General features: G+C 67.9%; 27 protein-coding genes and 1 riboswitch. Of the genes, 10 read left to right on the top strand and 17 right to left on the bottom strand.

The genetic code is table 11. The features are described from left to right. Positions 1 to 2 precede the first annotated feature (2 nt). The 4 genes from QGN17_RS14375 to rfbG all read left to right on the top strand — a co-directional run bounded on the left by QGN17_RS14375 (position 3) and on the right by rfbG (position 3,610). Positions 3 to 425: a 23S rRNA (pseudouridine(1915)-N(3))-methyltransferase RlmH gene (locus tag QGN17_RS14375; RefSeq protein ID WP_281045280.1), complete on the top strand. Its 423-nt coding sequence runs from the start codon at positions 3 to 5 to the stop codon at positions 423 to 425. Between the two features lie 143 nt (positions 426 to 568). Next, positions 569 to 1,705 carry a murein hydrolase activator EnvC family protein gene (locus QGN17_RS14380; RefSeq protein ID WP_281045281.1) on the top strand — a complete coding sequence of 379 codons (1,137 nt, stop codon included), beginning with the start codon at positions 569 to 571 and terminating at the stop codon, positions 1,703 to 1,705. Between the two features lie 64 nt (positions 1,706 to 1,769). Continuing rightward, positions 1,770 to 2,540: a glucose-1-phosphate cytidylyltransferase gene (gene rfbF, locus QGN17_RS14385; protein ID WP_281045282.1), complete on the top strand. Its 771-nt coding sequence runs from the start codon at positions 1,770 to 1,772 to the stop codon at positions 2,538 to 2,540. Then, complete coding sequence (gene rfbG / locus QGN17_RS14390; protein WP_281045283.1) at positions 2,525 to 3,610, top strand: CDP-glucose 4,6-dehydratase; 1,086 nt, start codon at positions 2,525 to 2,527, stop codon at positions 3,608 to 3,610. Before rfbF ends, rfbG begins: the two co-directional genes overlap by 16 nt. Here the strand turns inward: rfbG and rfbH are convergent. The 8 genes from rfbH to QGN17_RS14430 all read right to left on the bottom strand — a co-directional run bounded on the left by rfbH (position 3,607) and on the right by QGN17_RS14430 (position 11,865). Then, positions 3,607 to 4,947 (bottom strand): lipopolysaccharide biosynthesis protein RfbH, encoded by a 1,341-nt coding sequence (rfbH, locus tag QGN17_RS14395; RefSeq protein WP_281045284.1) that lies wholly within the window; start codon positions 4,945 to 4,947, stop codon positions 3,607 to 3,609. The genes rfbG and rfbH overlap by 4 nt on opposite strands. A gap of 67 nt (positions 4,948 to 5,014) precedes the next feature. After that, on the bottom strand, positions 5,015 to 5,449 hold the full coding sequence (locus QGN17_RS14400) for a GtrA family protein (RefSeq protein WP_281045285.1): 435 nt from the start codon (positions 5,447 to 5,449) through the stop codon (positions 5,015 to 5,017). Next, the gene (locus tag QGN17_RS14405) at positions 5,446 to 7,263 is read right to left on the bottom strand and encodes a thiamine pyrophosphate-binding protein (RefSeq protein ID WP_281045287.1); all 1,818 of its coding nucleotides are present in this window, start codon (positions 7,261 to 7,263) and stop codon (positions 5,446 to 5,448) included. The genes QGN17_RS14400 and QGN17_RS14405 overlap by 4 nt, the downstream gene beginning before the upstream one ends. After that, positions 7,260 to 8,294 (bottom strand): NAD-dependent epimerase/dehydratase family protein, encoded by a 1,035-nt coding sequence (locus tag QGN17_RS14410; RefSeq protein WP_281045288.1) that lies wholly within the window; start codon positions 8,292 to 8,294, stop codon positions 7,260 to 7,262. The genes QGN17_RS14405 and QGN17_RS14410 overlap by 4 nt, the downstream gene beginning before the upstream one ends. Further along, a complete protein-coding gene (locus QGN17_RS14415; protein WP_281045289.1) occupies positions 8,291 to 9,244 on the bottom strand; it encodes a glycosyltransferase family 2 protein in 954 nt (317 codons plus the stop codon). Before QGN17_RS14415 ends, QGN17_RS14410 begins: the two co-directional genes overlap by 4 nt. 9 nt (positions 9,245 to 9,253) lie before the next feature. Then, complete coding sequence (locus QGN17_RS14420) at positions 9,254 to 10,348, bottom strand: 3-dehydroquinate synthase (RefSeq protein ID WP_281045290.1); 1,095 nt, start codon at positions 10,346 to 10,348, stop codon at positions 9,254 to 9,256. After that, the gene (locus QGN17_RS14425; RefSeq protein WP_281045291.1) at positions 10,332 to 11,021 is read right to left on the bottom strand and encodes an SDR family NAD(P)-dependent oxidoreductase; all 690 of its coding nucleotides are present in this window, start codon (positions 11,019 to 11,021) and stop codon (positions 10,332 to 10,334) included. Before QGN17_RS14425 ends, QGN17_RS14420 begins: the two co-directional genes overlap by 17 nt. A gap of 40 nt (positions 11,022 to 11,061) precedes the next feature. After that, the gene (locus QGN17_RS14430) at positions 11,062 to 11,865 is read right to left on the bottom strand and encodes an aldolase/citrate lyase family protein (protein WP_281045293.1); all 804 of its coding nucleotides are present in this window, start codon (positions 11,863 to 11,865) and stop codon (positions 11,062 to 11,064) included. Positions 11,866 to 12,320: 455 nt separating this feature from the next. Between QGN17_RS14430 and QGN17_RS14435 the strand changes: the two genes are divergently transcribed. The 4 genes from QGN17_RS14435 (at position 12,321) to QGN17_RS14450 (ending at position 15,797) form a co-directional block, all read left to right on the top strand. Then, a complete protein-coding gene (locus QGN17_RS14435; RefSeq protein WP_281045294.1) occupies positions 12,321 to 13,010 on the top strand; it encodes a hypothetical protein in 690 nt (229 codons plus the stop codon). Between the two features lie 82 nt (positions 13,011 to 13,092). After that, positions 13,093 to 13,893 (top strand): DUF72 domain-containing protein, encoded by an 801-nt coding sequence (locus QGN17_RS14440; protein ID WP_281045296.1) that lies wholly within the window; start codon positions 13,093 to 13,095, stop codon positions 13,891 to 13,893. 45 nt (positions 13,894 to 13,938) lie between these two features. After that, positions 13,939 to 15,096 (top strand): Na+/H+ antiporter NhaA, encoded by a 1,158-nt coding sequence (gene nhaA, locus QGN17_RS14445; RefSeq protein ID WP_281045297.1) that lies wholly within the window; start codon positions 13,939 to 13,941, stop codon positions 15,094 to 15,096. Then, positions 15,093 to 15,797 (top strand): CPBP family intramembrane glutamic endopeptidase, encoded by a 705-nt coding sequence (locus QGN17_RS14450; protein ID WP_281045298.1) that lies wholly within the window; start codon positions 15,093 to 15,095, stop codon positions 15,795 to 15,797. Before nhaA ends, QGN17_RS14450 begins: the two co-directional genes overlap by 4 nt. Here QGN17_RS14450 and QGN17_RS14455 read toward each other — a convergent pair. The 5 genes from QGN17_RS14455 to QGN17_RS14475 all read right to left on the bottom strand — a co-directional run bounded on the left by QGN17_RS14455 (position 15,794) and on the right by QGN17_RS14475 (position 19,534). Then, positions 15,794 to 16,069 carry an acylphosphatase gene (locus QGN17_RS14455; protein ID WP_281045299.1) on the bottom strand — a complete coding sequence of 92 codons (276 nt, stop codon included), beginning with the start codon at positions 16,067 to 16,069 and terminating at the stop codon, positions 15,794 to 15,796. The genes QGN17_RS14450 and QGN17_RS14455 overlap by 4 nt on opposite strands. A 79-nt stretch (positions 16,070 to 16,148) precedes the next feature. After that, entirely contained in the window at positions 16,149 to 17,078 is a 930-nt protein-coding gene (locus tag QGN17_RS14460) for an electron transfer flavoprotein subunit alpha/FixB family protein (protein ID WP_281045300.1), read from the bottom strand. Beyond that, positions 17,075 to 17,824 carry an electron transfer flavoprotein subunit beta/FixA family protein gene (locus tag QGN17_RS14465; protein WP_281045302.1) on the bottom strand — a complete coding sequence of 250 codons (750 nt, stop codon included), beginning with the start codon at positions 17,822 to 17,824 and terminating at the stop codon, positions 17,075 to 17,077. Before QGN17_RS14465 ends, QGN17_RS14460 begins: the two co-directional genes overlap by 4 nt. A gap of 105 nt (positions 17,825 to 17,929) precedes the next feature. Continuing rightward, entirely contained in the window at positions 17,930 to 19,129 is a 1,200-nt protein-coding gene (gene sucC / locus QGN17_RS14470) for an ADP-forming succinate--CoA ligase subunit beta (RefSeq protein ID WP_281045303.1), read from the bottom strand. A gap of 90 nt (positions 19,130 to 19,219) precedes the next feature. Next, complete coding sequence (locus tag QGN17_RS14475) at positions 19,220 to 19,534, bottom strand: hypothetical protein (RefSeq protein WP_022692779.1); 315 nt, start codon at positions 19,532 to 19,534, stop codon at positions 19,220 to 19,222. A 65-nt stretch (positions 19,535 to 19,599) separates the two neighbouring features. Between QGN17_RS14475 and QGN17_RS14480 the strand changes: the two genes are divergently transcribed. Continuing rightward, positions 19,600 to 20,112, top strand: coding sequence for a sterol desaturase family protein (locus QGN17_RS14480; protein WP_281045304.1), 513 nt, complete (start codon positions 19,600 to 19,602; stop codon positions 20,110 to 20,112). A gap of 58 nt (positions 20,113 to 20,170) precedes the next feature. Continuing rightward, positions 20,171 to 20,482, top strand: coding sequence for a hypothetical protein (locus QGN17_RS14485; protein ID WP_281045305.1), 312 nt, complete (start codon positions 20,171 to 20,173; stop codon positions 20,480 to 20,482). A gap of 13 nt (positions 20,483 to 20,495) precedes the next feature. On the opposite strand, the gene QGN17_RS14490 is transcribed toward QGN17_RS14485, so the two are convergent. From QGN17_RS14490 to thiC, 4 genes are all read right to left on the bottom strand, one after another. After that, positions 20,496 to 21,176 carry a DUF2490 domain-containing protein gene (locus tag QGN17_RS14490; RefSeq protein ID WP_281045306.1) on the bottom strand — a complete coding sequence of 227 codons (681 nt, stop codon included), beginning with the start codon at positions 21,174 to 21,176 and terminating at the stop codon, positions 20,496 to 20,498. Positions 21,177 to 21,213: 37 nt separating this feature from the next. Beyond that, entirely contained in the window at positions 21,214 to 22,152 is a 939-nt protein-coding gene (locus QGN17_RS14495) for a phytoene/squalene synthase family protein (RefSeq protein ID WP_281045308.1), read from the bottom strand. Continuing rightward, complete coding sequence (locus QGN17_RS14500; RefSeq protein ID WP_281045309.1) at positions 22,152 to 22,733, bottom strand: LOG family protein; 582 nt, start codon at positions 22,731 to 22,733, stop codon at positions 22,152 to 22,154. Before QGN17_RS14500 ends, QGN17_RS14495 begins: the two co-directional genes overlap by 1 nt. Before the next feature lie 85 nt (positions 22,734 to 22,818). Next, entirely contained in the window at positions 22,819 to 24,696 is a 1,878-nt protein-coding gene (gene thiC, locus QGN17_RS14505) for a phosphomethylpyrimidine synthase ThiC (protein WP_281045310.1), read from the bottom strand. 36 nt (positions 24,697 to 24,732) lie between these two features. After that, positions 24,733 to 24,842, bottom strand: a riboswitch (TPP riboswitch). Positions 24,843 to 24,874: the final 32 nt, after the last annotated feature.

The raw sequence follows: 24,874 nt of genomic DNA on the forward strand, positions 1-24,874 counted from the left end.
AATTGCTGCTCCATATCGTCGCCCGCGGGCGGATCGGGCGCGGGCCCGAGGCCGATCTGGTGGAGCGGTATCTCAAGCGTGTGAACTGGCCGACGAAGGTCAGCGAACTGCCCGACACCGGCGGGCGGGTGCCTGATGTCGCGCCCGCCACCCGGACGGTGGTGCTGGACGAGACCGGTCGCGACCTGCCCTCGCGCGAGCTGGCCGCGATCCTAGGGCGCTGGCGAGACGACGGGATACGCGAGACGCGCTTCCTGCTCGGCGCAGCCGACGGCCACGAGACGGAGACGCGCGACAAGGCGGATCTGCTGCTCGCCTTCGGCAAGGCGACCTGGCCGCATTTGATGGCGCGCGCGATGCTCGCCGAGCAGCTCTGGCGCGCGACCAGCATCCTCGCCGGCCATCCCTATCATCGGGAGGGGTGATGGCCACCGCTCGCCCTCCCTATCCGTTCGTCCTGAGCGAAGTCGAAGGACGTGCGGCGAGCGCCACGCCTGCAGCCCGCACTTCGACTTCGCTCAGTGCGAACGGTAGGATCTGGCGGAGATTGCTCCTCGTCCCCCTCCTGATGCTCGCCGCCCCTGCCCCCGCCCAGGCCCCCGGCCTCGACGATGCCAAGGTTGCGCTCGTCGCCGCCAAGCAGGCGGCCGCCGATGCCGAGGCGCGCGCCGCGGCGCTCGATCAGGCGGCCGAGGATGCCGGCAACGAGGCGGCGCGCGCGCGCGCCAAGGCACAGTCGCTCGCGCTGCAGGTGCAGGCCGCCCAGTCCGACATCATCGCCGCGCAGGCGCGCATCCGGCTGATCGCCTCGCTCCAGCAGGTCGCGCGGGGGAAGATCGCCGACAGACAGGGGCCGATCCTGCATCTCACCGCCGCGCTGCAGACCATGGCCCGCCGCCCCCCGGCGCTGGCCATCGCCCAGCCCGGATCGATCGACGACATCGTCCACGTCCGCCTGCTGCTCGCCGACACGTTGCCGGTCATCCAGGCGCGCACCGCCGGTCTGCGCGCCGATCTCGACAAGCAGACCCAGCTCAGGTCCGATGCCGAGCGCGCGATCGCGGCGCTGGATGCCAGCCGCAAATTGCTCGGCCAGCGCCAGCAGCAACTCGCCAGCCTCGAACAGACCGCGATCCGCAAGTCGCAGCGCCTCGCCGAGCAGGCCGCCGACGAACAGCAGCGTGCACTCGGCCTGGGCGAGGAGGCACGCGACGCCGCCGACCGGATGCAGAGTGCGGAGGATGCGGGCGACGTCCGCGCGCACCTCGCCCGCCTGCCCGGCCCCGACATGCGGCCCGACGACAATGGCGACGATGCGATGCCCGAGCGCGGCGAGACCGGCCGCTACCGCCTGCCCGTCTCCGGCGATGTCGCGACCGGCTATGGCGAGGTGTCGCCCGCCGGCGTGCGATCGCGCGGGTTGACCGTATCGCCCGCCGCCGATGCCGAGGTCGTGGCGCCCGCCGCCGGCACCATCGTCTTCGCCAGACCTTTTCGCAGCTATGGCCAGGTGGTGATCATCGATCATGGCGGCGGCTGGACGACGACACTCACCGGCCTTGCCGATGTCTCGGTGAAGGCCGGCCAGCATGTCGCGCAGGGCGAGGCGGTCGGGCGGAGCGGCGGCAAGGGCGCCAGCGTCACCACCGAGCTTCGGCGAGACAATCGCCCGATCGACGTCGTGGCGATGGCGCAGGCGGGCTGAGCTTGCCCGTCCATCGCGCCGCCCCTAATCGTGGTCCAGTCGCGGGGCGAAGCGGGGAGCGTACATGCAGGCAGTGATTTTGGCGGGCGGCCTCGGCACCCGCATCGGCGAGGAAACCGCGATCCGTCCCAAGCCGATGGTCGAGATCGGCGGGATGCCGATCCTGTGGCACATCCTGAAGATCTACGATCGCGCCGGCATCACCGACTTCATCATCTGCCTCGGCTACAAGGGCTATGTGATCAAGGAGTTCTTCGCCAACTACTTCCTCCACACCGCCGACGTGACGATCGACCTCGCCCGCAACGACATCGAGGTTCATCGCGCGGGCAGCGAGCCGTGGCGGATCACGCTGGTCGATACCGGCGCCGAGACGCAGACCGGCGGGCGCCTGAAGGCGATCCGCCACCATCTGAAGCCGGACTCGCCCTTCTGCTTCACCTATGGCGACGGCGTGGCCGACATCGACGTCAGCAAGCTGGTCGCCTTCCACGCCAGCCACGGCAAGCGCGCCACGATCACGGCGGTGGCCCCGCCCGGCCGCTTCGGCGCGCTGGAGTTCGACGAGGATCTCGTCACCAGCTTCCGCGAGAAGCCCTCGGGCGACGGCGGCCTGATCAACGGCGGCTTCTTCGTGGCGGACCCGTCGGTGCTCGATCTGGTCGATAACCCCGACACCCTGTGGGAACAGGAGCCGCTGGAACGCCTTGCCGCCGCGCGCGATCTGGTCGCCTATCGCCACGAAGGCTTCTGGCAGCCGATGGACACACTGCGCGACAAGCAGCTGCTGGAGCGGCTGTGGGCGAGCGGCGAAGCGCCGTGGAAGGTCTGGTGAGCATGAACTGGCGCGGCCGCCGCGTCCTCGTCACCGGCCATACCGGCTTCAAGGGGAGCTGGCTGTCGCTGTGGCTGCACGCGATGGGCGCCGAGGTGAGCGGCCTCGCGCTCGCGCCGCCGACCGATCCGAGCCTGTTCGACGCCGCCCGCATCGCCAAACTGGTCGACCACGAAGAGGGCGACATTCGCGATTATGCGACCGTCCACGCCACGATGGCGCGGGTGAGGCCGGAGGTGGTCTTCCACCTCGCCGCGCAGCCTTTGGTCCGCCTCTCCTACGAGCAGCCGGTCCAAACCTATGCCACCAACGTGATGGGCACGGTGCACGTCATGGAGGCGGCGCGGCAGGTCGGCGGCGTGGGCGCGCTGGTCTGCATCACCACCGACAAATGCTACGAGAATCGCGAATGGGTCTGGCCCTATCGCGAGACCGACCCGATGGGCGGGTACGATCCCTACAGCAGCAGCAAGGGCGCCGCCGAGCTGGCGATCGCGGCGTATCGGCGTTCCTACTTCCCGGCGGAGGGCGGCACCCTGCTCGCCTCGGTGCGCGCCGGCAACGTGATCGGCGGCGGCGACTGGGCACTCGACCGGCTGGTGCCCGATCTGGTCCGTGCGTTCGAGGCAGGCGAGGCGCCGGTGATCCGCTCGCCGGACGCGGTGCGGCCATGGCAGCATGTGCTGGAGGCGCTGGGCGGCTATTTGCTGATCGCCGAACGGCTGATCGCGGGCGAGGCCGCCTTCGCCGATGCGTGGAATTTCGGCCCCTCCGACGATGACGCACGCCCGGTCGGGTGGATCGTCGACACGATGCGCGCGGCGTGGGGCGGCACGCATGAGGCTAGCCCGCACCACGGGCCGGTGCCGCACGAGGCGGGGCTGCTCCGCCTCGACTGCTCGAAGGCGCGCGCGGCGCTCGGCTGGCGGCCGGCGCTGACGCTGGACACCGCGCTCGACTGGATCGTCGACTGGCACAAGCAGGCCGGCGCCGGGGCGGACCCGCGCGACCTCACGCTCGGCCAGATCGCCGCCTATCGCGCACGGATGGCCTCGCCCGTCGCGGGTTAGACCCGGCCGCCCTTCAGGAAGGCGTCGATCGTCTCGGCCATATAGTGCAGGTGGTCGTCGGTGAGGCCGGGGAAGACGCCGATCCAGAAGCAGTTGGTGGTCACCAGATCGGCATTGGCCAGTTCGCCCACCACGCGGAAGTCGCGGCGACGCATATAGGGCTGGCGGATCAGGTTGCCGCCGAACAGCAGGCGCGTGGCGATGCGGTGCGCCTCCAGCCAGTGGACCAGCTCGTCGCGGGTGAAGGGGGCGTCGGGGCGGATCGTGATCGGGAAGCCGAACCACGACGGATCGCTGCGCGACGTGGCTTTCGGCAGGATCAGCACATCCTCGAACGGGGTCAGAAGCTCGGTCAGCTTGGCGAAGTTGCTGCGCCGCGCGGCGACGAAGCCGTCGATCCGGTCGAGCTGGGCCAGTCCCACCGCCGCCTGCATGTCGGTGATCTTCAGGTTATAGCCGGCGTGGCTGTAGGTATATTTGTGGTCGTAGCCCATCGGCAGGTCGCCGAGCTTGCGGGCGAAGCGCTTGCCGCAGGTGTTGTCCTGCCCCGGCGCACACCAGCAGTCGCGGCCCCAGTCGCGCATCGATTCGATCACGCGGCGCAGGCGCGGCTTGTCGGTGAAGACCGCGCCGCCCTCGCCGGTAGTGATGTGGTGGGCGGGGTAGAAGCTCAAAGTGCCGATGTCGCCGAAAGTGCCGACATGCTGGCCGTCATAGGTGGCACCGAGCGCATCGCAGCAATCCTCGACCACCCAGAGATCGTATTTCTCGGCGACGCGCATCACCTCGGCGAGATCGAAGGGATTGCCGAGCGTGTGGGCGATCATGATCGCGCGGGTGCGGTCGGTGACCGCCGCCTCGATCATCTCGGGCTTGATGTTGTAGGTCGGGATGTCGACGTCGACGAACACCGGCACCAGCCCGTATTGCAGCGACGGATTGACCGTGGTCGGGAAGCCGGTGGCGACGGTGATGACCTCGTCGCCCGGCACCAGCGCCTCGCTGCGGAAATAATGCGAGGTGAGCGAGGAGAGCGCGAGCAGGTTGGCGGACGAGCCGGAATTGGTCGTCAGCAGATCCTGTATGCCGATGTAGGACGCCAGCTTCGCCTCGAACTCATCGTTGAAGCGGCCGGTGGTGAGCCACAGGTCCAGCGAGGAATCGACCAGCGAGCGCAGCTCCGGCTCGCCCACCACCTTGCCTGACACCGCGACATTGCTCTCGCCCGGCACGAACGGGCGGGGCGCGTGATGCTCGCGCGCGAAGCGGCCGGCGAGATCGACGATGAGCTGGCGCAGCTCGTCGCGGCCGAGGCCCTCCGCGAGCTGGTCGATCATGGACTCGCGAGATTCCGCTGCGATGCTCATTCGATTGAATACCCGTCCGATGGCGTCAAGACGCCCTTTATGCCGTCCCGCCGCGAAATGTCAGCCGGCTATGGAAGATGTAGCTGCCGATCACGGTGAGAATCGTGAAACCGAGCTGGGCGACGATCGGCCGGATGCCGACGATCTCGACCAGAAACGGCAGGGCGACCCAGTTCAGCGCATAGATGCCAAGATAATAAGAAGCGAAGCGCACGAACTCGCGCGCGATGTTGCCGCGCGTGCCGAACACGAACAGCTTCTGCGTGGTGTAGGCGAAGACCAGGCAGACGGCCTGCGAGATCAGCAGCGCGCCCATATAGCCGACGCCGGCCGGGCGCAGCGCCCAGAGCAGCAGCGGATAGACGCCGAGGCCGACGAGCGTGTTGACCCCGCCGACCACGACGAAGCGGGCCGATCGCTCGGTGCCGCCGGTCGTGCCGCTGTCCGCGCGCAGGGCGAATCCGCGGCTCATTCGTCGAGCAGCTCCACGCGCATATTCTCGCGCAACACCTCGCGCGGCAGGAACGGCGAAAGGTCCTCCAGCGCGGGCGAGGTGATGCGGCCGTCGGGATGCACCTTGGCCGAGAGCTTGGGCGAGAAGGGCGCGTTCTCGTCGACCATGATCTCACAGAGCGCCGGCCCGTCCACCTCCAGCGTAGCGCGGATCGCATCGGCCAGCTCGGCGTGGTTGCCGGCGCGCGCATAGGCCAGGCCGAACGCCGCCGCGATCCGCCCAAACTGCGGGAAGGTGACGTTGCTCTTCGGCCCGCCGCCGACCTCCTGCCCGTTGAAGAAGTTGCGCTGGGTCTGGAAGATCGAGACGTAGCCGCTGTTGTTGATGAGGAAGATCTTCACCGGCAGGGCGTTGCCCGCGATCGTCTGCAGCTCCTGCAGATTCATCATGATGCTGCCGTCGCCGGCGATCGCGATCACCCGCCTGTCCGGCCCGAGCGCCACCGAGGCGCCGATCGCGGCGGGCAGATCGTAGCCCATCGAGGCGCAGCCGGAGTTGGTCCACAGCCGCTGGCCGCGCTTGATCTCGCCCGCCTGGAAGCTGACGACGCAGGCGCTGCCGTTGCCGGTGACGACCACCTCGTCCTCGTCGAGCGCGGCGAACAGGCTCTCCATGGCGACGTAGGGGTTGCAGATCTCGCTCTCGCGAAATTCGGGCAGCACCACCGGGAAGCGACGGACGCGCTCGCGCGACCATTCGAGCCATTCGGCCTGCTCGGCGCTCGGCCCGTCATGAGGCTGGGCGAGCAAGGCGGGGATGAAATCCTTGAGATCGGCGACGATCGGCATGTCCGGCACCACCGTCGGCTTGCGCAGCTCGATCGGATCGATGTCGACCCATACCTTGTACGCCTCGCGCGCGAAGGTCTTCCAATTGTAGCTGACCTGCCGGATGTTGAGCCGGCTGCCGAGGATCAGCAGGAAATCCGCGCTCTGCGTCACCATATTGCCCGCGCGGTCGCCGATCGTGCCGGGCTTGCCGGCATAGAGCGGGTGCGCGTTCCACAGCACGTCGTGCGCGTTCCAGCCGGTGACCACGGGCACGCCGAGCCGGTCGATCAGCTGGAGGAACTGCTCGTGCGCGCCGCTCAGCCGAACGCCGCCGCCGGCGAACACAACCGGGCACTTCGCCTGCTTGAGTTTCGCGATGACGTCCTTCGCCACCGCATCGAAATCGGTGTGCGTCCACGGCTCGTCCAGCTCGGCGGGGTCGAAGCCGGGGAGCAGATCGTCCGGGTCGATCCGGGCGGACTGGACGTCGAGCGGGATGTCGAGCCAGACCGGGCCAGGCCGCCCGCTGGTCGCCAGATACAGCGCCTTCTCCAGATGATAGCGGATCGATCGCGGATCGGTGACCATCACCGCATATTTGGTGACCGGGCGGATCATCGGCTCGATGTCGATCTCCTGGTCGCCGAGCTGGCGCAGCGGCAGGCCGGTGGAGCGCACCGTCGTCTCGATCTTCACCTGGCCGGAGATCACGACCATGCCGATCGAATCGACGTACGCGCCGTAGACGCCGGTGATCGCGTTGGTGCCGCCGGGGCCGGTGGTGACGTTGACCACGGCCAGCCGGTTGGTCAGCCGGTAATAGGCCTCCGCCGCCATCGTCAGCGCCTGCTCGTGATGCGCGAAGGTGGTCTTGAGCGCCGGGTGCGTGCCGAGCGAGTGGTTGAGGTGCATCGCCCCGCCGCCCGTGATCATGAACACGTCGCTTATGCCATGCGTGGCGATCCGCTCCGCCACCCAGTCCGAAAGCTTCACCGTCGTCATCCCTGCCACCCGTTCCAGATCGCCGTGCGGCGAATGGCCTCGTCGAGGCCGATTGTCGATTCAAGCCCCAGCTCCGTCCGCGCGCGTTCGGTCGAGGGCACGTAGCGGCCGGGGTTCCAGCCCGGATCGGGCCGGCCGAGGATCTCCGGCGCGCCGCCGCCCAGCACCGCGCTCACCCGCGTCGCCAGTTCGGCGATCGAGACGGCCTCTTCCGATCCGACATTGTAGGCTTTGCCCCCCTGCCCATGCAGCAGGATCGCCCACAGCCAGCGGACCAGATCGGTTGTGTAGAGGTAGGAACGCACCGCCGTGCCCGCGCCCTGCACGGTGATCGTCCGCCCGGCCAGCGCGTCGCGAATGAAGTTGCCCGCGGCGAAATGGATGTCGAGCGAGAGCAGCGGCCCAAGCAAGGTGAAGATGCGCGCGGTGACGATGTCCAGCCCGAACTGCCTGGCCATGATCGCGCCCAGCATCTCGGCCGCCCGCTTGCCCTCTCCATAGGCCGAACGCGGATCGAGCGGATCGGGGCCGCCGCGCCAATCCTCGCCGACATGGGTCAGCTCCCACGGCTGCGCGCCATAAACCGCGCCCGAGCTGAAGAGCAGCACCCGATCCGCTTTGCTCGCCACTGCGAAGTCGAGCGCGCGGCGCGTGCCGTCGACCACCGTTTCGAACATGCGGCGCGGATCGTGCTCGTTGAGTGCGGCGCTGGCGTCGGTGGCGGCGTGAAGGATGTGGGTGTAGCGCGCGCCATCCGCCGCCATGTTCAACACGTCGCCGGTGACGAAGCGAAACGCTGGATGCGCGGCGAGGTGCGGCGCCTTCGCGGCAAAGGCGGCCGGATCGCGGGTGAGGATCGTCACATCGCAGCCGAGGCCCAGCCGCAGGTCCGCCTCGCGCAGCCCCTCCAGCATCCAGCGGCCGATGAAGCCGGTGCCGCCAGTGACGAACAGGCGCGCACCCTTCAGGCCTGACCAGTCGAGGCCGGTCACGATCGCGTCGAGATCGTCGGCGAAACGCCAGCCGGTCATCGCACCGGCCGCTGGCGATCCGCCGGGAAGTTGATCCTTTGCTCCTCGATCACCAGCGGCACGTTGCGCGTGCGCTCCGCGATGAGGCGCACCTGATCGCCCATCAGGCCGAGGAACAGCAGCAGGACCGCGAACAGCCCGATCTGCAGCGTCGCCAGGCCGAGAAACAGCGCACTGGCCCCCACCAGCAGGCAGACGATCGTCGCGATCGCGAGCAGCGCCGTCAGAAGCCCGGCATAAACCGACAGGATCAACGGCAGCCGCAGCAGCGACTTGGCCGATCCCGCGAGGCCGGACAGCGCGAAGGCCAACAGGGTGCGGACGTTGTTCTTGGATTCGCCCGCCTGCCGCGCGGGCCGATCGAAGGGCAGGAGCGCGATGCGGTAGCCGCTTTCGACCAGCATCCCGCGAAAGAACGGCTCCGGCTCGCGCCACGTCGCCAGCATGTCCACCACCTCGCGGTCGAACAGGCCGAAACCGGTCACGTCGCGCAGCACCGGATAGTCACCATGGCGCGCGAGGAAACCGTAGCCCGCGTCGCGTACCATGCGGTGCAGCCACGGCGCCGGCTCCGAACGACGCTGACCGAGCACGATCTGCGCGCCCGCGCGCCATTGGCGGATCATTTCGCCGATCAGCGCGGGCGGATCCTGAAAGTCGCAGCACATGGCGATCACCGCCCGGCCCGCCGCCTGATAGATGCCGTGGGTCGGCGATCGCATCTGGCCGTAATTGCGGTTGTTGAGGATCACCCGCACCGCCGGATCCTCGGCGCACAGCGCGGCCAGCAGGGCGCGCGTCGCGTCGGTCGATCCGTTGTCGATGAAGATGATCTCGTGCGAGGCCGCGTGCAGCACCAGCTCCGCCGCCACGGCGGCGTGGATGGCGCGGACATTCTCCTCCTCGTTGAAGCAGGGAATGACGACCGAAATCTCGGGGCGATCGGACATGCGTGTGCCTCAGGCCGCCGCGCGCGCCGCGACCGACGCTTCGAGGATGGCGGCGAAGGCGCCCCGGATCAGCGCCACCGACGCCGCGTCGCGCGGCAGCATCACGCGCTCGACGCGCCCCTCGGGCGTGACGACGATCGCGGCATAGGCGGTCCGGCTGTGCTTCTTGTCCGATTCGAAGGCGGCGAAGAAGGCGTCGATCGTCACGCCCGACAGGCGATCGGCTAGGTCGGGCACGGTGGCGAGCAGGCCGCGGATATGCGCCGCGAAGGCGGCGACGTGCCCGACCGGCATCGGATCGCGCCCCTGCAGCCGCCCCAGCTCCAGCGCGGCCAGCATTCCCAGCCCGACGGCGAGGCCATGGCTGACCGCAAAGTCGCTCGCCGCCTCGATCGCGTGGCCGAAGGTGTGGCCGAAATTGAGCAGCAGCCGCTCGGCGCGATCGAACTCGTCGATCTCGATGAACCAGGTCTTGGTTCGCAGCGTCAGTTCCGAAACCCGTTCCAGCGTCGCCGCTCCGGACATCGCCGAGGGCGCCAGCGCCAGATAATCGGCGAAGCGATCGGGGCCGTGGCACAGGCAGATCTTCGCCGCCTCGCACAACCCTTCCGCCTTTTGTTCGGCGGAGAGCTTGTCGGTCAGCGTGGCGTCGACCTGCACCGTCACCGGCGGGTGGAAGGTGCCGACGATATTCTTGAAGCGCCCAACATTGATCGAGCTTTTGCCGCCGATGCAGCTGTCCGCCATGCTGAGCAGGGTTGTGGGCACATACACCCAGTCGATCCCGCGCATGTAGATCGAGGCGACGAAGGCCGCCGCATCCTGCACCACGCCGCCGCCGATCGCGACCAGCCGGGTACCGCGCGTCGCGCCGCGTTCACGCAGCGCCACGATCAGGTCCGAGACGCGGTCGAGCGACTTCGCCTCCTCGTTCGCGTCGATCAGGATCGCGTCGATCCCGGCGGCAGCGAGCCGATCGGCGAAGAAGGCATCGGCGATCACCACCTGATCGCGCGTGTCGGCCAGTACGGCGGCGAGCGAACCCGGCCCGATCGCGACATCGTAGGCGCCGGTCGAGGCGGAAACGCTAAAGGAGGTGGGCATTGGACATTCCCAGATCGACGGCGATCGATTGGCCGGTGATGCTGTTGTTGGCGGGCGAGCAGAGGAAGAGGATCGTCTCGGCCAGCGTCGCCAGATCGGGCAGGCGGCCGAGGGTGGACTTGCCCGTCACCGTCGCGATCTGGTCCGCCGAGAGGTTGGCGCGGGTCATCGGCGTGTCGAGCACGCCGGGCAGCACGCCGTTGACGAGATGGCCGTCGCTGCCGAGATCGACGCTCGCCGCGCGGACGATGCCGCCGACCGCCGCCTTGGTGACGGCGTAGGAGAATTTGTCCTGCCGCGCGCGCTCCTGCCAGATCGAGCTGACGATCGCGAGGCGCGCACCCTTGGCGCAGAGCAGACCGCGCCGCAGCAGCGCGGCGGCCGACGCCATCACCGTCAGGCAATTGGCCTGGTAGAGCGCGACATGGCGGGCCATGTCGAAATCCTTGAGCGAATCGGCGAGGTTGGCGCCCTGTGCCCAGCACACCGCATCGAACGGGGCCAGCCCGTCCAGCGCGACACCGTCCGCATCATCGATCGGATCGTAGCGGAGCCATTCGGCGGAGCCGGCCTCTGCGGGGATCGCGCCCCGCGTCACCGCCGTCACCGCCCATCCGGCGCGGGTTGCGTGATCGACGACCGTACCGCCGATCGCGCCGGTCGCGCCGAACACCAGGCATCGCCACGCTCCCCCCGTCATAACGTGGCGCTGGCTAGGCGGCGGAAACGAGCGAGACGGGCGCGCGGGTGCGCGCTTCCATCATGGCGATGCGCGTCGCGTCCTCTTGGGAGATCGAACCGTAATAGTCGCGCTTGTTGCGCAGCCAGTCGAGCTCGAAGTCCACGGCGTTGGCGATGCCGGCCTCGATCTTGTTGGTATCGAGCGCGGCGCCCGAGAAGATCACCTTGCGCGTCTCGAAGCGATCGAGGCGGATGGCGCGGATCGCGCGCAGCGCCGGGATGGCGTCCACCGACACCGAACCGCCGACCACCAGCTCCAGATCGTTGAGCGCGCAGGTCAGCGCCACGCGCAGCACAGCGTCGGTGATCGAAGGCTCGTTGATCGCGCCGCGCGGCATACCGCGCGACAGCGTGAAGTCGACGCGGCCGAAGACGATGCCATCGACGCCGCCCTTCGCCACCGGAACCATCTCCTCGAGGTTCTGCAGCGTGGTCTCGGTCTCGAGATTGTAGAGGAACTGGGTGCCGTCCTCGTTGGTGCCGTGGGTCTTCTTCTTGGCGTCGATGAATTTGGAGAGCGCGTAGGGCGTCTCCACCATCGGCGCGATGATATAGTCGATGCCGTAGAGCCGGCTCGCCAAGAGATCGGACACCGCCTCGCAGCCGCCGATCTTCAGCGCGACCTTCAGGTCCGCGCGGCGCGCCATGTCGAGCAGGCGCAGCAGCTCGTCCGGACGCGTGCCCTCCGCCTCGAACTCCGCCTTGACGGCGACGACGCCGAATTCGTCACGACCGCGCTTCAGGCGATCCAGCATCATGTTTTCGAGATGGTTCATGGTCTTGCATCCGTTCGGTGATGGCCAAGGATTAACGGCGAATTATTGATAATTCCTAACCACGAGGCGGGCTTCGGCGGACGCCTGGGGGGCCATGGCGAAGCCCGCAAGGCGGCACATGCGGCGGCCGGATCGGCCGCGATCCGCCCGGTTTTCCGGCACTGGCGATGACCGTAACGCATCGGCTTCGGCTCCCTGCCGCGAGCGACTTTTCGATCGTGCCGGAAATATGCGCCGATGAATCTTAGCCAATCGTTTCAACCATGATGGCGATACGACCAAGGCCGCATCCCGATATGGAGCCGTCGCGCCAATTCGGACGCGATCCTAACCGGTTAGACCATGAACCCGCTTGACGCGCCGCCCGGCTCCGCCATGGTCGCCGCGCGCCGATCATGGCGCGACGAAACGGGGGTTTCACAATGATCAGGGGTGGATGCGCTCTTCTGGGCGCAATGGTCGTCGCCATGCCGGCGACGGCGCAGGTGGCGGCGACGCCGGTGACCGCAACGGTGGCGCCGGTCCTCACGGTGCAGAAGACCGTGGTGCAGAACGGCTCGGCGCTGCCGAGCAACAGCGATGTATGGGTCTCGCTCGACATGCCCATGGATTCGAAGCGCATGAAGCAGGGCGACAAGTTCGACGTCACCGTCTCACGCGACGTCATGCTGGGCGATTATGTGGTGATTCCACGCGGCACGCACGGCCACGGACAGATCAGCTACCGCACCGGCAAGGGCGCGTTCGGCAAGAGCGCCAAGATGGAATTCGACATCATCGACGTGCAACTCGGCCAGCGCACCATCGCGCTGTCCGGCCATTATCGCATCGAAGGGCAAGGCAATACCGGCGCAACGGTGGCCGCAGTCGCCACCGTCTGGATCGCGTCGCCGTTCATCACTGGCCATAGTGCTACCGCCACGCAGGGAAGCGAGTGGAAAGGTGCAACCAAGGAACCGATTCTCGTCGCTCTCGCTCCAGTTACTCCCGTTCAACCGGAGGTTGTCGCCGCGCCCGTGACGGCGACCCCGGCGGTCGCGACACCGGCACCGACGGCTCCGGTCGCGACGCCTGCGGTCACCACCGCCGTCGCACCGGGCGGCGCGGTGCTGACCCCGGCCAGCGCCACCATCGTCAAGCAGTGACCGGTTCGCCGGCGGCGCCTTTCGCGGGCGCCGCCGGCCATCGCGCTGGACGCCGCCTCCGCCCGCGCGCAAAGTGCCGGGCATGAGCAAGCATGGCACCATCCGGGTCGGCATAGGCGGCTGGACCTTCGAGCCTTGGCGCGGGACTTTCTTTCCCGAGAAATGGCCCAAGACGAAGGAGCTGGACTATGCGGCCGGCAAGCTCACCGCGATCGAGGTGAACGGCACCTATTATTCCAGCCAGAAACCCGCCACCTTCGCCAAATGGGCGGCCGCCGTGCCCGACGGCTTCGTGTTCAGCCTCAAGGCCTCGCGCTTCTGCACCAATCGCAAGGTGCTGGCGGACGCGGGCGAATCGATCGAGCGCTTCGTCGGCCAGGGCATCACAGAGCTGGGCGATCACCTCGGCCCGATCCTCTGGCAGTTCGCCACCACCAAGAAGTTCGACGCGGCCGACTTCGGCGCCTTCCTCGCATTGCTGCCATCCTCGCGCGACGGGCTGCCGCTCCGCCATGTCGTCGATGTGCGGCACGAGAGCTTCCGCGTGCCGGAGTTCGTGGCTTTGTGCCGCGCGCACGGCGTCTCGATCGTCCACACCCATTCGGACGAATATCCGCAGATCGGCGATGCCAGCGGCCCCGTCTCCTATGCCCGCCTGATGATGACGCGCGAGGAGGAGGTGGCCGGCTACCCCGCGCCCGAGATCGACGGCTGGGTGGATGTCGCGAAAGGCTGGGCGAAGGGCGAAACGGGCGATGCCTTCCCCCTCGCCGCGCCCGATGACCTGCCGCCACCCGTGCCGCGCGACGTCTTTCTCTTCTACATCAGCGGCGCGAAGGTCCGCGCGCCCCACGCGGCCATGGCGACGATCGCGAAGCTCTGACCGGTTTTCCTTGAAACCGGCGGCACCGAACCGCCACAAGGGGCCATGCTCCGCAAGCCACGCCGCGTCCTGACCAAGTCCTTCCTCGCGGTGCGCGACCATCTGTCGGGCGAGGCCGCGCCGGGACTGGTGCTGATGGCCGCCGCCGCCCTCGCGCTGATCGTCGCCAATTCGCCGCTCGGCCCCGCCTACGAGCATATGCTGCACGCGAAGATCGGGCCGATGGGCGTCCAGCACTGGATCAACGACGGGCTGATGGCCGTCTTCTTCCTGTTCGTGGGGCTGGAGGTGAAGCGCGAGGTGGTGGCGGGCGATCTCTCGACCCCGGCCGCGCGGCGGCTGCCCGTAATCGCGGCGGCGGCGGGCATGATCCTGCCCGCGCTTGTCTATGTCGGGGTGATCCGGGGCGATCCCGCCTACCTTCATGGCTGGGCGATTCCGGCCGCGACCGACATCGCCTTCGCGATCGGGGTGCTGGCGCTTCTCGGGTCGAGGGCGCCGGCCTCACTCAAACTTTTCCTGACGACGGTGGCGATCGTCGACGATATCGGCGCGGTGGCGATCATCGCGCTCGCTTATACGAGCGGGCTGAACTGGCACGCACTGGCCGCGGCGGCGGTGCTGCTCGTGCTGCTCTGGCTGCTCAACCGCAAGGGTATCCGCGCGCTGTGGCCTTATGCAGCGCTCGCTCTGCTGCTGTGGGCGGCGGTGCTGAAATCAGGTGTCCACGCGACGGTGGCGGGCGTGGTCGCCGCCCTGTTCGTGCCGCTCGGCGACCGCGACGACGATGACGACTGCCCGCTCGCCAAGCTGGAGCACGCGCTGTCGCCCTGGGTGAGCTACGCGATCCTGCCGGTGTTCGCCTTCGCCAATGCCGGCGTCGCGCTGGGCGATGCGCCGCTCTGGGCACCGCTGCCGCTGGCGGTGATGCTCGGCCTGTTCCTCGGCAAGCAGATCGGCGTGTTCGGCGCGATCCGCGGCGCCGTCGCCTTCGGCTGGGCGCAGAAGCCGGAGGGCGCGGGCTGGATGCAGCTTTACGGCGTGGCGTTGCTCGCCGGCATCGGGTTCACGATGAGTCTGTTCATCGGCGGCCTGGCCTTCACCGATCCGCTGCTGATCGAAGAAGTGAAGATCGGCGTGCTGGCGGGGTCGATGCTGTCGGCGGTGGCGGGCTACGCGGTGCTGCGGTGGAGCGCGCGATGACACCGATCTGGGCCGATCATCTCTACGTGGTCGGCATCCTGCTGCTGGTCATGCCGATCGTCGGCACCATCGCCTATCGCCGGTTCCTCGCCCGGCGCGAGCGGATCGGCGGGCGCGCGCTGGTCATCGAATATCGCACCACGCTGCTGTGGCAGGTGGCGCTGGCCGGGTTGCCCCTGCTGATCTGGTGGATCACCGCCCGCCCGCTTGCCGCGCTGTTCGCCACGCGGCCGGTCACGAGCGACGGCGGAGACTTCGCGATGGCGCTGGCGATCGGCGCGGGGATCGGTCTTGCGGCGCGTCCGCTGCTGGCGCTGGTCCCGCCAATTGGCCGCACGTTCGCACGCCAGATGACGAAGCTCGCGCCGTTCCTGCCGCGAACCGTCGAGCAGCTTTGCTGGGGCCTCGCCGTCTCGCTCGCAGCCGGGCTGTGCGAGGAGATCGCCTATCGCGGTTATCTGATGGCCTATCTCGGTCACTGGCTGCCATGGGGATGGCAGATCGCCGGGACGGCCGCGATCTTCGGAATCGCCCACGCCTATCAGGGCAAGACCGGCGTGATGATGACGTCGGTCGTCGGCGCGGGGCTGGGCGCGCTCTATGTGGTCGGCGGATCGCTCTGGCCGGCGATCGCGCTCCACGCCGCGCTCGATGTGTCGGTGATGCTGACCGCCTTCATCGTCCTGCGCGAGACGGCCTAGACAGTCGGGCGCTTTCCGAAGGCATCGAACAGCTCCTCCGCCACCTCGCTCACCACGACGTCATCGACCCGCGAGGCGGGCGAGCCTTGCCGCGCCTTCGCGACCGCCGCCGCAATCATCTCGGAAGATCCTGACACCACCGCCTCGACACTTCCGTCCGCCCGATTGCGCACCCAGCCGGTGATTCCAATCCCGCGCGCCTGCTCGACGAACCAGTCGCGATAGAAGACGCCCTGCACGCGGCCGGTGATGCGGAGGTTGCGGGTGATCATGCGCGGTCAACGCCTCGACAAACGAAAAGCCCCGCGACGCTGGTGCGTCGCGGGGCCTTGGTGATCGGTTTGGGCCGGATCAGAGCTTTTCGGTGAGCTCCGGCACGACCTTGAACAGATCACCGACCAGGCCGATGTCCGCCACCTGGAAGATGGGGGCGTCCTCGTCCTTGTTGATGGCGATGATGGTCTTGCTGTCCTTCATGCCGGCGAGATGCTGGATCGCGCCCGAGATACCGACCGCGATATAGACTTCCGGCGCCACGATCTTGCCGGTCTGGCCGACCTGATAGTCGTTGGGCACATAGCCCGCATCCACCGCCGCGCGGCTCGCACCGACGCCCGCGCCCAGCTTGTCGGCGAGCGGCTCGATGATCGCGTGGAAGTTCTCGCTGTTCTGGAGAGCACGGCCGCCAGACACGATGATCTTCGCCGAGGTCAGCTCCGGACGCTCCGACTTGGAGATCTCGGCGCCGACGAACGACGAACCGGCATTCTCGCCCGCACCCGATACGGCCTCGACACTGCCCGAACCACCCTCGCGGGCGGCCTTCTCGAAGGCGGTGCCGCGCACCGTGATCACCAGCTTGGCGTCCGACGACTTCACCGTCGCGATCGCGTTGCCGGCGTAGATCGGCCGCGTGAAGGTGTTGTCGCCTTCCACCGAGAGAATATCGCTGATCTGCATGACGTCGAGCAGGGCGGCGACGCGCGGCGCGATGTTCTTGCCGTTGGCGGTGGCGGGCGCCACGAAGGCGTCGTGATGGCCCATCAGTTCCACGACCAGCGGCGCGATCGCTTCCGGCAGGACATGATCGTAGGCGGCGTTGTCGGCGACATGCACCTTGCCGACGCCCGCGATCTTCGCGGCGGCGTCACCCACCGCGCCCACGCCCGAACCGGCGACGAGGAGATGCACCTCGCCCAGCTTCGCGGCGGCGGTGACGGCGGAGAGGGTGGCGTCCTTGATGGCGCCGCTGTCGTGCTCGACCCAAACCAGCGTCTTCATGCCGCCACTCCCAGCGCCTTGAGTTTCGTGACCAGTTCATCGACGTCAGCCACCTTCACGCCGGCCGAGCGCTTGGGCGGCTCGGAGACCTTGAGGGTCTGCAGGCGGGCGGCGGTGTCGACGCCGTAATCGGCCGGGGTCTTGTTCGCGAGCGGCTTGCTCTTCGCCTTCATGATGTTGGGCAGCGAGGCGTAGCGCGGCTCGTTGAGGCGCAGATCGGTGGTGATGATCGCCGGCAGCGCCAGCTTCACCGTCTCCAGGCCGCCGTCGACCTCGCGGGTGACGGTGGCCGAGTCACCCTCGACCTCCAGCTTGTTGGCGAAGGTGCCCTGTGGACGGCCGGTCAGCGCCGCCAGCATCTGGCCGGTCTGGTTGCTGTCGTCGTCGATCGCCTGCTTGCCGAGGATCACCAGGCCCGGCTGCTCCTCGTCCACGATCGCCTTGAGGATCTTGGCGACGGCCAGCGGCTCGACTTCATCGTCAGTCTGGACGAGAATGGCGCGGTCGGCGCCCATCGCCAGCGCCGTGCGCAGCGTCTCCTGCGCCTTGGCGACGCCGATCGACACCGCCACGATCTCGGTCGCGACGCCCTTTTCCTTCAGGCGGATCGCCTCTTCGACGGCGATCTCGTCGAACGGGTTCATCGACATCTTCACGTTCGCCAGATCGACGCCGGTGCCGTCCAGCTTCACGCGCGGCTTCACGTTATAGTCGATCACCCGCTTCACCGGGACTAGGATCTTCACCTTCGCACTCCTCTCAAAATAGGCGGCAGGGGCTCCTGTTGGGGATGCCCCTACCTTACCTTGACGTAAAGGTAAAGCGAACCTCCCCCGAAGGAGAGGGGCGGATCAGGCCGCCTGCTTCACCTCCGCGACGATCTTCTTGGCGGCGTCGCCCAGATCGTCGGCGGGCACGATGGCGAGGCCGGAATTGGCGAGGATCTCTTTGCCCTTCTCGACATTGGTGCCTTCGAGGCGAACGACCAGGGGCACCTGGATGTTCACTTCCTTGGCCGCCGTGACGATGCCCTCGGCGATGATGTCGCAGCGCATGATGCCGCCGAAGATGTTGACGAGGATGCCCTTCACCGCCGGATCGGCGAGGATGATCTTGAACGCCGCCGTCACCTTCTCGGTGGTGGCGCCGCCGCCGACATCGAGGAAGTTGGCGGGGAACATGCCGTTCAGCTTGATGATGTCCATCGTCGCCATGGCGAGGCCGGCACCGTTGACCATGCAGCCGATGTCGCCGTCGAGCTTGATATAGGCGAGGTCGTACTTGGAGGCCTCGACCTCGGCCGGATCCTCCTCGGTGATGTCGCGCAGCTCGAGGATGTCCTTGTGGCGGAACAGCGCGTTCGAGTCGAAGCTCACCTTGGCGTCAAGCACGAGCAGCTTGCCGTCCTTGGTCTCGACCAGCGGGTTGATCTCCAGCATCGACATGTCGGTGGCGACGAAGGCGTTGTAGAGCTGCTCGACCAGCTTGACGCACTGCTTGTTGAGATCGCCGGTCAGCTTCAGCGCGAAGGCGGCGGCGCGGCCGTGGTGCGGCTGGAAGCCCTCGGCCGGGTCGATCACGATGGTCTGGATCTTCTCGGGCGTGTCGTGGGCGACCGCCTCGATGTCCATGCCGCCCTCGGTCGAGACGACCATGGCGATGCGGCCGGTCGCGCGATCGACCAGCATCGACAGGTAATATTCCTTGTCGATATCGGCGCCGTCGGTAACGTAGAGGCGGTTGACCTGCTTGCCATGCTCGCCGGTCTGCACCGTGACGAGCGTGTTGCCGAGCATCTCGGTCGCCGCGGCCTTCACCTCGTCGAGGCTCTTGGTCAGGCGGACACCGCCCTTGGCATCGGCGGGCAGTTCCTTGAACTTGCCCTTGCCGCGGCCGCCGGCGTGGATCTGCGCCTTCACCACGTAGAGCGGCCCCGGCAGCTTGCCGGCGGCCGCAACGGCCTCGTCCACGCTCAGCGCGGCATGGCCTGCGGGCACCGCGACACCGAACTTCGCGAGCAGTTCCTTGGCCTGATATTCGTGGATGTTCATGGGAAGGCGACTCCGCTGGTCCAAAGGTTTGCCGGTCGCGTTAATCCCCGATGGCAGGCGCGGCAACCCCGCTATTTCGCAGGCGCGGCATCAGCCCGCGATCGCACAACCCAGCCCGACTCGCGTGACAACGCTGACGATGTGCGGATCGTTCAGCGCCTGCAGCCGCTGAGCCAGCTCGTCGAAACTCATGTGCCCAGGATGCTGGCCAGGCAGCTTGGCGACGCGACCGAGCTGATGCAGCTCGTCATAACTGAGCTTGCGGACCAGCTTTCCCGCCATGCACTGCGCCATTTCCGGGCGCACGCCGGCATCGACAAGCTTCTGGCGCACCCGCGCCTCGGGCGAAATCGTCGAGCAGGCGGCAGCGAGCAGGGCGAGGGAGAGGATGGCGGCGCGTTTCATGGTCCCGCGTCCAGCGCTCCTGCGGCTGAGCGGTTCCTGAACGCATCGATCCCGCCTATATCGGCATGGTGAGCGTGGCACCCGGCATAATCCTGTTCGTTCTGACCGTCGCGGCGATGGAGGGCTTCGCCTATGCGATGCACCGCTGGGTAATGCACGGGCCGGGCTGGTTCCTGCACGCCAGCCACCACCGGGCGCGCACCGGCCCGTTCGAGTTGAACGATCTCTATGCAGTGATCTTCGCCTGCCCGTCGATCCTGCTGCTGGCGGGCGGGGTACGCTGGGGCTGGTGGCCGGGCTGCACCTGGATCGGCGCAGGCATAGCCGCCTATGGCGCCATCTATTTCGGCTTCCACGACTGGATCGTGCACAAGCGCCTGCCGCATCGCTACGTACCGCGATCGACCTACATGAAGCGCATCGTCCAGGCGCACCGCCTCCACCATGTCGTCGAGACGAAGGAGGGCACGGTGAGCTTCGGCTTTCTCGTCGCGCCCAGGCCGGAGGCGCTGAAGGCGGAACTGCGCCGCCGTGAGCGCGTGGGTGTACGTGCGCCAGTGTTCGATCGGCGCGCTTGACCGTTTCGGCAACGCGCCATAGCTTTGTTGCCGGGGGATTTCTCAGGAACGAACAGCCATGCGTAGCTTCGTGATTGCGGGGGCCGCGTGCCTCCTGACCGTGTCGGCCGCGACCGCGCAGGTCGCCTCCACCGGCAACGGCCGCGCCACCGCCGACATCGGCAAGGGTTCGAGCGACCCCAACAAGGTCGTGTGCATCACCGAAGAAGTGACCGGATCGCGGCTCGGCGCGGTCAAGACCTGTCACACCAATGCCGAATGGGCGCAGTATCAGCGCGAGATGCGCAATACGGTGGATCGGATGAGCGCCGGCAAGAACTATCAGCTCGGCCAGGGCGGCGGCCCGACCTTCATCGCCGGCGGACACTGATCCGCTCCGGCGGTCAGTGTCGGACGAACAGGCTGAGCGAGACGACGTGGTTGTCGCCGATGCGGCGGCCCGTCATGTTCACCCGCTGGTTCAGGTAGCCGGCCTCGACCGTGGTCCTGCCCTTAACGGGTATTTCGAGGCCGGCGAAGCTGCGCAGCTGGTCGAAGCCCTTGCGCGCGCCCCAATCGGTGTCGTTCGCGGCGAGGAAAGCCTCGGCGTAGACCAGCGCCTTAGGCCCCTTGCCGCTGGCGTGCAGCGGGTGGACGTAGCGCAGCATCTCGCGAAGCCGGAAGCCGATGTCAGCCCCGTCCGACCGCCAGCGCTGCTCGAAGCGGGTGCGTGAGGAGAGCGTGCCGCGCCCTACCTTGCCGATCGTCCAGGTCGCCTGCTGGAAGCTGCGCTCCTCGTTGATGTCGCGCGCCCCCTTCACCGGCTGCGCGATGTGGGCATAGCCCTGATAGAGCGCGAGGTTCGGGCTGACCTGCCAGCCGATCGCCGGGCGGATCAGCAATTGACCGAGCCGCTCGCTATTGTCGTAGAGGCGGGGCTGGATCTCGGCGAAATAGATGAGCTTGCCCGACAGCGAGCCCATCGAGGTGAGATTCACCCAGACATGGGCGTCGGGCACGATCTCCGCGCGGGCGGGCGCGGCGACGGCGAGCAGGGCAAGCGGGAGAAGGGAAGCGATTCGCATCGCCGTTCCCTGCCTGATTGCGCGCGCGCCGTGTGTTTCAAAGCGTTGCCGGGCCGCGCGTCCACAGCCCATCACGCGACGCATCGGGGAAGGAGCGGCGCCGCATCGCCTGCCAGCCGGCGGTGACGACCCAGCCGAGCTTGTCGGCGTTGGAGGTGGTGACCCGCCGATCCCACGCGCGCGGCCCCCGCGCCGCGACCTCGCGCGCGATGTCGCCATAGATGCCCGCCGCCGCCAGCACCGCCCAGGCCGACCGGAAGGGCAATGCCTTCGTCCCCGTCCGCGCCGAGGCCTCGTAGCGTTCGGCCATGCCCGACAGCCGCCGTGCCAGCACCGCGAGGCGTGGGCGGAAGGGCGGCTTCATATGCTCGCCGGGCGGGATGTCGACCTCGACCAGCCATTCGACCGGCAGGTAGCAGCGGTCGATCACGTCATCCTCGCTGATGTCGCGTGCGATGTTGGCGAGCTGGAAGGCGATGCCGAGATCGCAGGCACGGTCCAGCACTGCCTCATCGTCGGGTGCCACGCCCATCACCACCGCCATCATGCAGCCGACCGTGCCGGCGACATGGTAGCAGTAGCGCAGCAGGTCGTCCTCCGAGCGCGGCCGCCACTCCTGCGCGTCGAGCGCGAAGCCGTCGATCAGATCGTGCGCATAGCGGTGCGGCAGGCCCGTTTCCGCCGCGACCACGCCGAGGCAATCGAAGGAGAGATCGCCCGTCTCCTCCCCGGCCAGCGCCTTCGCTGTCAGCATCCGCATCCGCGAAAGCCGCGCAGTCGCATCCTGCACCGCGCTCGCGCCATGGCCCAGCACCTGCCCGTCGGCGATGTCGTCACACGCGCGGCACCAGGCGTAGAGCAGTTGCGCGCGCTCGCGGGTGCGCGCATCGAACAGGCGCGAGGCGGCGGCGAAGCTCTTCGATCCCGCCGCGATCGTCCGGCGGGCGTGCGCGACGAGCGCCGCGCGATCCGCCATCACAAATTCTCCGCCTTCATCGCGAAGATCGTCGCATGGGGTTCGTAGGCCGCCATCCTTGCCAGCAGATCGTCGAGATCGTCGGACGCGATCAGGATGTTCCGATGCTGGGGGCGGACGAAGCCGGTCTCCCCCATCTTCGCCCAGAATTGCAGCAGCCCATCATAGAAGCCCGCGACATTGAGCAGGCCGACCGGCTTGCCGTGGTAGCCGAGCTGCGCCCAGCTCATCGCCTCCCACAATTCGTCCATCGTGCCGGTGCCGCCGGGGATGGTGACGAAGCCGTCGGACAGATCGGTGAAGGCCTGCTTCCTCTGGTGCATCGTCTCGACGACGTGCAGCTCGGTGCAGCCCTTGTGCGCCACCTCGGCATCGACCAGCGCGGAGGGGATCACCCCGATCACTTCGCCGCCCGCCTCCAGGCAGGCATCGGCCACCGCCCCCATCAACCCGAGCCGCCCGCCGCCATAGACGAGGCCGATGCCGCGCTCGGCGAACCCCCGCCCGACTTCGCGCGCGCTGGCGACGTAGCGGGGATCGCTCGGGGTGGCGGAGCCGCAATAGACGGCGAGACGCTTCACGGGGAGATGCTCCATGGATCGTTAGGAGGTGGCGGAGCGGCGATACGATAACCCCCAGCGACCACGCAACGTCCTCGTTACCCCCTCAATCGTGCTCCCGCCCGCCGGCGCCCATATACAGTTCGCTCCCCGTCTCCTTGAACACGCGGCTCATTTCGCGCATCCCGGCTTCCGCCTCTCCTTCGCTCACCGGGGTAGCGGCGAGGAAATCGTCCGCTTCGCTGTTCTGCCTGGCGGCGAACTCGCGCACCTCCTGCGTGATTTTCATCGAGCAGAATTTCGGGCCGCACATCGAGCAGAAGTGCGCGGTCTTGGCGCCTTCCGCAGGCAGCGTCTGGTCGTGGTACGATTCCGCCGTTTCCGGATCCAGCGACAGGTTGAACTGGTCGCGCCAGCGGAACTCGAAGCGGGCGCGGCTGAGCGCGTCGTCGCGCACCTTGGCGGCCGGGTGGCCCTTGGCCAGATCGGCAGCGTGGGCGGCGAGCTTGTAGGTGACGACGCCGACCTTCACGTCGTCGCGATCGGGCAGGCCGAGATGCTCCTTGGGCGTGACGTAGCAGAGCATCGCGGTACCGAACCAGCCGATCATCGCGGCGCCGATGCCGCTAGTGATATGGTCGTAACCCGGCGCGATATCGGTCACGAGCGGCCCGAGCGTGTAGAAGGGCGCCTCGCCGCACGCCTCCAGCTGCTTGTCCATGTTCGCCTTGATCTTGTGCATCGGCACGTGGCCGGGGCCTTCGATCATCACCTGCACGTCCTGCGCCCACGCTTTCTTCGTCAGCTCGCCGAGCGTCGCCAGCTCGGCGAACTGCGCCTCGTCATTGGCGTCGGCGATCGAGCCGGGACGCAGGCCGTCGCCGAGCGAATAGGCCACGTCATAGGCCTTCATGATCTCGGTAATCTCGTCGAAGCGCTCGTAGAGGAAGCTCTCCTTGTGGTGCGCGAGGCACCATTTCGCCATGATCGATCCGCCGCGCGAGACGATGCCGGTGACGCGCCTGGCGGTCAGGGGCACGTAGGGCAGGCGCACGCCCGCGTGGATGGTGAAGTAATCGACCCCCTGCTCGGCCTGCTCGATCAGCGTGTCGCGGAAGATTTCCCAAGTGAGATCCTCGGCGATGCCGCCGACCTTTTCCAGCGCCTGGTAGATCGGCACGGTGCCGATCGGCACCGGCGAGTTGCGCAGGATCCATTCGCGGGTGTCGTGGATGTTGCGACCGGTCGAGAGGTCCATCACCGTGTCCGCGCCCCAGCGGATCGCCCACACCATCTTGTCGACCTCGCTCGCGACGTCGGACGCCACCGCCGAATTGCCGATGTTCGCGTTGATCTTGACGAGGAAGTTGCGGCCGATTGCCATCGGCTCGCTTTCCGGGTGGTTGATGTTGTTGGGGATGATCGCCCGGCCGCGCGCCACCTCGTCGCGGACGAACTCGGGCGTCACGAAATCGGGGATGGCGGCGCCGAAATCCTGCCCGTCGCGCGCCAGCTGCTCCTTCAGCGCCTCGCGGCCGGCATTCTCGCGGATCGCGACATATTCCATCTCGGGCGTGATGATGCCGCGCCGGGCATAGTGCATCTGGCTGACGTTCATGCCCGGCTTCGCGCGCAGCACGCGGCCCCGCACCTGCGGGAAGGTGGGCACGCCGCCCGAGCGATCGGGGCCGAGCTGGCCGTTATCCTCGGGCCGCACCTCGCGCTGGTCGACCTCCTCGACATCGCCGCGCCCGCGGATCCAGTCACGGCGCAGTTCGGGCAGCCCCGCCATGATATCGATGCGCGCGTTCGGGTCGGAATACGGCCCGGACGTGTCGTAGACGCGCACCGCCGGCTCGCCCGCCGAGGGTTCCAGATCGATCTCGCGCATCGCGACGCGCAGATCCCCGACATGGACCTTGCGGCTACCACGGATGGGACCGGAGGTGACTTTGAGTTCGGTACGGGCGGGAATATCGGCCATCGTTTCGGTTCCTCTTCCTAGCGGAAGGGCGAAACGGGGGTGCCGCTCGACCCTCCCTACGCCGGTGTGAGCCGGATCAGGTTCAGCGGGTCGTGGGCTGCTGCCCACCTCTCAGCCGCGCGACAGCGGCCCCCCGGGGATGCTGCACGCATATCCGCCCGGACGGCGCGGGTCAAAG

This window comes from Sphingomonas oryzagri, from assembly GCF_029906645.1.
GTDB classification, from domain to species: Bacteria; Pseudomonadota; Alphaproteobacteria; order Sphingomonadales; family Sphingomonadaceae; genus Solisphingomonas; species Solisphingomonas oryzagri.

What these genes read in the sequence shown, in the direction of transcription:
- QGN17_RS14450 (WP_281045298.1), top strand. Translation starts at nt 15,093, where the DNA reads ATGACACCGATCTGGGCCGATCATCTCTACGTGGTCGGCATCCTGCTG.
- QGN17_RS14495 (WP_281045308.1), bottom strand. Translation starts at nt 22,152, where the DNA reads ATGGCGGATCGCGCGGCGCTCGTCGCGCACGCCCGCCGGACGATCGCG.
- QGN17_RS14420 (WP_281045290.1), bottom strand. Translation starts at nt 10,348, where the DNA reads ATGCCCACCTCCTTTAGCGTTTCCGCCTCGACCGGCGCCTACGATGTC.
- QGN17_RS14435 (WP_281045294.1), top strand. Translation starts at nt 12,321, where the DNA reads ATGGTCGTCGCCATGCCGGCGACGGCGCAGGTGGCGGCGACGCCGGTG.
- QGN17_RS14455 (WP_281045299.1), bottom strand. Translation starts at nt 16,069, where the DNA reads ATGATCACCCGCAACCTCCGCATCACCGGCCGCGTGCAGGGCGTCTTC.
- thiC (WP_281045310.1), bottom strand. Translation starts at nt 24,696, where the DNA reads ATGGCCGATATTCCCGCCCGTACCGAACTCAAAGTCACCTCCGGTCCC.
- QGN17_RS14460 (WP_281045300.1), bottom strand. Translation starts at nt 17,078, where the DNA reads ATGAAGACGCTGGTTTGGGTCGAGCACGACAGCGGCGCCATCAAGGAC.
- rfbF (WP_281045282.1), top strand. Translation starts at nt 1,770, where the DNA reads ATGCAGGCAGTGATTTTGGCGGGCGGCCTCGGCACCCGCATCGGCGAG.
- nhaA (WP_281045297.1), top strand. Translation starts at nt 13,939, where the DNA reads ATGCTCCGCAAGCCACGCCGCGTCCTGACCAAGTCCTTCCTCGCGGTG.
- QGN17_RS14410 (WP_281045288.1), bottom strand. Translation starts at nt 8,294, where the DNA reads ATGACCGGCTGGCGTTTCGCCGACGATCTCGACGCGATCGTGACCGGC.
- QGN17_RS14475 (WP_022692779.1), bottom strand. Translation starts at nt 19,534, where the DNA reads ATGAAACGCGCCGCCATCCTCTCCCTCGCCCTGCTCGCTGCCGCCTGC.
- sucC (WP_281045303.1), bottom strand. Translation starts at nt 19,129, where the DNA reads ATGAACATCCACGAATATCAGGCCAAGGAACTGCTCGCGAAGTTCGGT.
- QGN17_RS14380 (WP_281045281.1), top strand. Translation starts at nt 569, where the DNA reads ATGCTCGCCGCCCCTGCCCCCGCCCAGGCCCCCGGCCTCGACGATGCC.
- QGN17_RS14485 (WP_281045305.1), top strand. Translation starts at nt 20,171, where the DNA reads ATGCGTAGCTTCGTGATTGCGGGGGCCGCGTGCCTCCTGACCGTGTCG.
- QGN17_RS14400 (WP_281045285.1), bottom strand. Translation starts at nt 5,449, where the DNA reads ATGAGCCGCGGATTCGCCCTGCGCGCGGACAGCGGCACGACCGGCGGC.
- QGN17_RS14405 (WP_281045287.1), bottom strand. Translation starts at nt 7,263, where the DNA reads ATGACGACGGTGAAGCTTTCGGACTGGGTGGCGGAGCGGATCGCCACG.
- QGN17_RS14415 (WP_281045289.1), bottom strand. Translation starts at nt 9,244, where the DNA reads ATGTCCGATCGCCCCGAGATTTCGGTCGTCATTCCCTGCTTCAACGAG.
- QGN17_RS14440 (WP_281045296.1), top strand. Translation starts at nt 13,093, where the DNA reads ATGAGCAAGCATGGCACCATCCGGGTCGGCATAGGCGGCTGGACCTTC.
- rfbH (WP_281045284.1), bottom strand. Translation starts at nt 4,947, where the DNA reads ATGATCGACCAGCTCGCGGAGGGCCTCGGCCGCGACGAGCTGCGCCAG.
- QGN17_RS14430 (WP_281045293.1), bottom strand. Translation starts at nt 11,865, where the DNA reads ATGAACCATCTCGAAAACATGATGCTGGATCGCCTGAAGCGCGGTCGT.
- QGN17_RS14490 (WP_281045306.1), bottom strand. Translation starts at nt 21,176, where the DNA reads ATGCGAATCGCTTCCCTTCTCCCGCTTGCCCTGCTCGCCGTCGCCGCG.
- QGN17_RS14480 (WP_281045304.1), top strand. Translation starts at nt 19,600, where the DNA reads ATGGTGAGCGTGGCACCCGGCATAATCCTGTTCGTTCTGACCGTCGCG.